The 5417-nt window shown below is 64.4% G+C and carries 4 protein-coding genes and 1 pseudogene; 3 read left to right on the top strand and 2 right to left on the bottom strand.

Features of this window, described 5'->3' with window-relative positions:
- Positions 1 to 251: 251 nt before the first annotated feature.
- Positions 252 to 723, bottom strand: a pseudogene (locus ACWEO7_RS37805) (IS5 family transposase); the annotation flags it as partial.
- A gap of 363 nt (positions 724 to 1086) precedes the next feature.
- Between ACWEO7_RS37805 and ACWEO7_RS37810 the strand changes: the two are divergent.
- The gene (locus tag ACWEO7_RS37810; protein ID WP_452430448.1) at positions 1087 to 1578 is read left to right on the top strand and encodes an IS110 family transposase; all 492 of its coding nucleotides are present in this window, start codon (positions 1087 to 1089) and stop codon (positions 1576 to 1578) included.
- 232 nt (positions 1579 to 1810) lie between these two features.
- On the opposite strand, the gene ACWEO7_RS37815 is transcribed toward ACWEO7_RS37810, so the two are convergent.
- Positions 1811 to 2413, bottom strand: coding sequence for an isochorismatase family cysteine hydrolase (locus ACWEO7_RS37815; protein WP_452430449.1), 603 nt, complete (start codon positions 2411 to 2413; stop codon positions 1811 to 1813).
- A 1038-nt stretch (positions 2414 to 3451) separates the two neighbouring features.
- Here ACWEO7_RS37815 and ACWEO7_RS37820 point away from each other — a divergent pair.
- Both ACWEO7_RS37820 and ACWEO7_RS37825 read left to right on the top strand, forming a co-directional pair.
- On the top strand, positions 3452 to 4981 hold the full coding sequence (locus ACWEO7_RS37820) for an amino acid permease (RefSeq protein ID WP_452430451.1): 1530 nt from the start codon (positions 3452 to 3454) through the stop codon (positions 4979 to 4981).
- 305 nt (positions 4982 to 5286) lie between these two features.
- Positions 5287 to 5417, top strand: a 131-nt coding sequence (locus tag ACWEO7_RS37825; RefSeq protein WP_452430453.1) for a transposase, incomplete at its 3' end; no start/stop codon positions are given.

Below are 5417 nucleotides of genomic sequence, written 5' to 3' on the forward strand. Positions count from 1 at the left end.
CCAGCAGCGCTCCGACATGCCGGCGCGCACCGGCCATCGAGTCACCGTGCTCACGGATCCGATCCTGATACATCCTCACCGCCCGAGCGCGAGTCTCCTCGTCGAACTTCCGTGGTGCCGCCATGGCTGACAGTCTCCCTTGCTATATCAGGAGTCTCCAGCCAGTCCAGGACGGTTCATTCCGATGTTCGTGAATTGATCGTTTTACAACACCCAGGCCGCAGGTCTACCGCTTAGTTAGCCCTATGAACTCAGTTCAGAATGAGTTTGCGGAGGCAGATGACCGAGCAGGCGAGGCTGAGTAGGGCGTGGTGGATGTCGGCGCGGCGTTCGTAGCGGGTCCTGAGGCATTTGAACGTGTGCAGCCAGGCGAAGGTCCGTTCTACCGGCCAGGAGACAGTGCCGAGTCCGGAGCCGTGGGTGTTGCGGCGGCGGGCGATGACTGGTGTGATGCCGCGAGTGCGGACCAGCCTGCGGTATTTGTCGTGGTTGTAGCCGCGGTCGGCGTAAAGCCGTCGGGGACGCCGCCAGGGGCGGCCGACCCGCCCCTCGATGACGGGCAGGGCGTCCGGCAGCGGGATGAGCTGGGTGACGGTCGTTGCGGTTTCCGCCGGTCAGCGTGACCGCCAGGGGTGTTGCGGCGGCGTCGGTGATCAGGTGGTGTTTGGAGCCGGGCTTGCCGCGGTCTACGGGGCTGGAGCCGGTGTGGTCTCGCCTAATCAGTTCTGGGAGTGAGTTGTCCGGCACACTCCTTGGTGGTGGCCGACCGGCAGGTGAGCACTTTTACCCCTGGACTTCGAGTCCTGCCAAAGATCGTGCCCCTGCCGGTGGGTCGGGGGAAGTTGATCGCTGCTGGGATGTCGTGCCCGTCCGTGGTGACGTGAGCACTGTTCGATTAGGTCGCTGATGGTTCTCCCGCCGGCTGCTCGCGGTTGATCGGCACCGAGAGACGGGAGGACCGTTGCAGCTGTTCGTACGAGACGATTGGGCCCAGGACCGTCACGATGTGGAAGTGATGGACGGCTACGGGCGCCGCCTCGGCCAAAGCCCGCTTGCCCGAGGGCGTGGCCGGGATGGCGAGGCTGCATGCGATCAGTGGGGGTAACGGGCTGGTCGGTGACACCGTGGACGAGGATATCGAGGTGCTGGTCGGATCGAGACCGAACGCGGCCTGTGGGTGGCCGCCCTGGTCGCCGCCGGGTACACGGTACTTGCCTTGAATCCGTTGCAGGCGTCCCGGTTTCGCGAACGCCTGGGGTCTCCGGGGCCAAGAGCGACGCCGGTGATGCTCACGTACTGGCCGACATAGTCCCGCACCCATGCACACGAATTGCGGTCTGTGGCTGGCGATCGGCTCGTGTCGAGGCTGTGAAGGTCGTGACTCGTATGGACAAGACGATGATCTGGGAACGAACCCGCCACATCCAGCGGTTGCGTCATGCGCTGCGGGACTACTTCCCCGCCGCACTGGCGGCTTTCGAAGACCTTGAGGCGGCAGACACCCTGGAACTGCTCGCCAAGGCACCCACCCCGGCCCAGGCCGCCCGGCTGACTATCGCCAGATCAGCGCCGTCTTGAAGCGGGCGCGCCGCAAAAACGTCGCAGACAAGGAGGACGTAGCTGATGCCTACGGCGCCTCGGTGCACCACGCGACACGAGGGCGTTGACCCGAGCCGCCCGCAAACGCTCCGACGAGCACCAGATGCCGTACCAGGCCGCGGTCCGGAACCTGCATGAGGAGACGATTCACCCATCCTCCTGCGGCTTGGCCGCAACGTTCAGTGTGGACCCGCTGATGGGGGATGTCTGCTCAGCCCCGGCGCACGCTGGCCGTGAGGATGGCGTGTGCCTGCTCGGAGTCGAGGAGCTGGTTCGCGCCGATCAGGTGGCCGAGTCGCCGCACGGCCTCAGTGTGCACCTTTTCTGGGCAGCGGCCGCTGGCGTTGGACGCGCACGCGTCGGTGACGACCCACGGGGTCAGACCGGCATCGAAAACGCTGAAAGCCGTGAGCGACACACACGCCTCGGTGGCGATCCCGCACAGATACACCTGGGTCACACCCGAACGAGTGACCAGCTCGCGCACCGGTGCGGTCAACGCGGTGTAGGTGGTCTTATCGATGACGTGCACCCGGTCGTCGTCGGCGTAGCCTGCCAACTCCGGCGCGAGGTTGGTATCTGGCGACCCGCGCATAGCGTGGTAGTCGACCAACCGCTCGAACGGCGAACCATAGTCGTTGAGAAAGCGGGTGAGCACCACCGGCGCGTGAGCGGCCAGCCACCATTCGATCAGCCTCGCCACCGCCGGGACAACATGTTGCGAGGACGGGACCAGGAACCCGTTCTGTACGTCGATCACCATCAATAGCGGTAGCCCTGCATTCTCCTGACCGCTGCGGACTGTTACGCTCATCCCAATCATCTCCTGCCTGTATGCGACGTGTGATTTGCCAGAATAGATTGCCGGGCAGTGTAATTCGCAGAAATTGCCACCATCCGATGCGTGATCTCGTCGGGGCTCGTGGTTGTACTGGGACGCGCGGCAGACGATCGCCGGCCATCCCGCGGCGCCTTTCCGATGTGGAGCTGGCGTTGCCGCACGGCGGCTACCGGACCGCAGTGGAGTGCCGCCGTTGGCGCGGAATTCCCGGCATCAGCATCTGGGAAGTCGACGGCCGTGGCCTACCTCGCAGGCGTCCTGCGTGCGCTGGTGTTGGACACGATCGGTTCGCACGTTGCAGGAAGAGTCGGTCATGCAGGACTCAACTAGGAACGGCGCATCGAGCACGACCGGGTGCCGGGCGGCAGATGAACCCGGTCCCGATGAGCCGGTCGTACCCGTCATAGATGCCGGACCCTACTAGCCTGCGGTAGGACTCGGTGTCGCGATCATATTGATGATCGCCGGATCCACGATCCGCCGAGCCGCCGAGCGCGGCCCTGCTGTTGAGCGATCACCGCCCACGCCCGCCTTCCGGAGACAGCGCCGCTGGCGAGGATCTGGCTCGATGCGCCCGCGCTCGTGATCTGAGCGCGCAAGATCGCGCGGCGCCGACCGCGACGCACTGAAGCTGGCCGACCGGGAAACCTACTGCAGCGACGACGTGCTCGACAGCGGAGTCTGCGACCTCGCTCGCATCACTTGCGATCTCTCCTCATCGCCCCCTGACCGGCTACTTGCTCCGCAGCGGGCTCTGTGGTTCACCGACCAGCGATTCGGGGGCGGGTCACGCAACGCGGATTGTGAGGCATGCGCGGGCCGATGGCCCCGTTCGCTCCTCTCTGCTGGGCCCATGCGTGGGGGCGGAGTGCAGGTGCGGACGCCTTGTGCGAGAGGCTGTCCCGGCTTGCAACTGTTGCAGAGCGGCGGACTTTCACCCATTGATCGTGCCGTTGAATGGCGGTACGTTCAACGACGGCATGATTGGCGTCACATGAGAGGTCTCCCGCTATGGAAGCAGTTCGATCCCAGTCGGTGATGTCCGCGGGTGTTGCGCACCCGGACGATGCGGGCTACCACAAGTCGCTACGTCCGCGGCAGCTGCAGATGATCGCGATCGGTGGCGCCATAGGCACCGGCCTGTTCCTGGGCTCAGGCGGTCGGCTGGCCAGCGCCGGCCCCGGGCTTTTCATGGTGTACGCCGTCTGCGGAGTGTTCGTGTTCTTCATCCTGCGGGCGCTGGGGGAGTTGGTGGTGCATCGCCCTTCCTCCGGTTCGTTCGTCTCGTATGCCCGCGAGTTCTACGGCGAGAAGCTGGCCTTCGCGGTCGGGTGGATATCGTTTTTCCAGTGGTCGATGACCGGGATCGTGGACATCACCGCGATCGCCACTTATGTCCATTTCTGGGGGGCGTTCGAAGCGGTGCCGCAGTGGGTAATCGCGCTTGTGGCGCTGATCCTGGTGGTCGGTGTCAACCTGGTTTCGGTGCGCTGGTTCGGCGAAGTGGAGTTCTGGGCGGCGTTGATCAAGGTGGCTACGCTGGGTACCTTCCTGATCGTCGGCGCGGTCTTCTTGGCTGGCCGGCACACGGTTGGCGGGGAGCGCACCGGCGTGAGCGTGATCGCCGACCACGGCGGGTTGCTCCCGACCGGTTTGCTGCCACTGGTTACCGTCACCACAGGCGTTGTCTTCGCCTATGCCGCAGTGGAATTGGTCGGCACGGCGGCCGGAGAGACGGAGAATCCCGAAAAGGTCATGCCGCGAGCCATAAATTCGGTCATCGCCCGCATCGCGCTGTTCTATGTCGGTTCGCTGGTACTGCTCGGAATGCTGTTGCCCTACACGGCGTTCAAAGCCGGTGAAAGCCCGTTTGTCACCTTCTTCTCCCGGCTCGGTGTCGAAGGCGCGGATTCGATCATGAACCTGGTTGTGTTGACCGCGGCGTTCTCCAGCCTGAACGCGGGCCTGTATTCGACCGGCCGGATCCTCCGCTCGATGTCGATGAAGGGCAGTGCGCCGGCGGTCGCGTCCCGCATGTCCAAAGGTGGTGTGCCCTATGTCGGTATTCTCGCCACCGGCACCATCGCACTGATCGGTGTCGGACTCAATGTAGTAGTGCCGGACGAAGTCTTCGAAATCGTGCTGAACATGTCAGCTCTTGGCGGTATCTCGACCTGGGCGGCGATCGTGGTCTGCCAGCTGCAGTTGTGGCGCTGGTCGCGCAGCGGCAGGATGGAACGTCCGAAGTACCGCATGATCGGTGCGCCGTACACAAGTGTGGCGACACTACTATTCCTGGCGGCCGTGGTGATGCTGATGGCCCTCAGTGACGACGAAGTGCAGCGGCTTTCGGTCATCGCCACCGTAGTGGTCATGGTCCCGTTGCTGGTCAGCGGCTGGTTCCTCGCCCGCAAACGGGTATCCACCATCGCACAAGCGCGCGAAGGAAACACTGGTCAGTTCCCAGTTTCAGCCGAGCGGCCCACCAGCCAGAGCGGAGACCGCAACGCGGTCGGGACTCTCGGCGAAACCACCCAGTAAGACAGCGCGATACGATCGGGTCCGTCCACCGATCCGATCGCCAGTGAGCTGGCCGGGCGGGTGTGCAATGTTGAGCAGGATGCTGCTGCCGCCGAGTGCCGGTCGGTGGCGCGGATCGGGACGTAGCCGAGATGTGCTCGCATATCATTTCCGCCAGGCGGCCATGTCTGGTTTGGTCGAGTTGCGTAATCAGGTGAGTGGGCAGCTCGTGGCCCGTCCCCGCTGAGTGGGACCGCTTGATCTGGCCCCCGTTCATAAGGCCGTGGTTTCGAGAGTTGAGGCAGACTGATCCGCGGGAGGTCACGATGCCGAAATCCTTCCCGCCGGTGATGCGCCGACAGGTGTGCGCTCGGCTGCGAGCCGGCGAGTCTGTTGCCGAAGTTGCAGCCGAAACTGGGATCTCGCCTGCCACGTTGTTCCGCTGGAAGGCTCAGGT

This window comes from Nocardia sp. NPDC004260 (assembly GCF_053603155.1).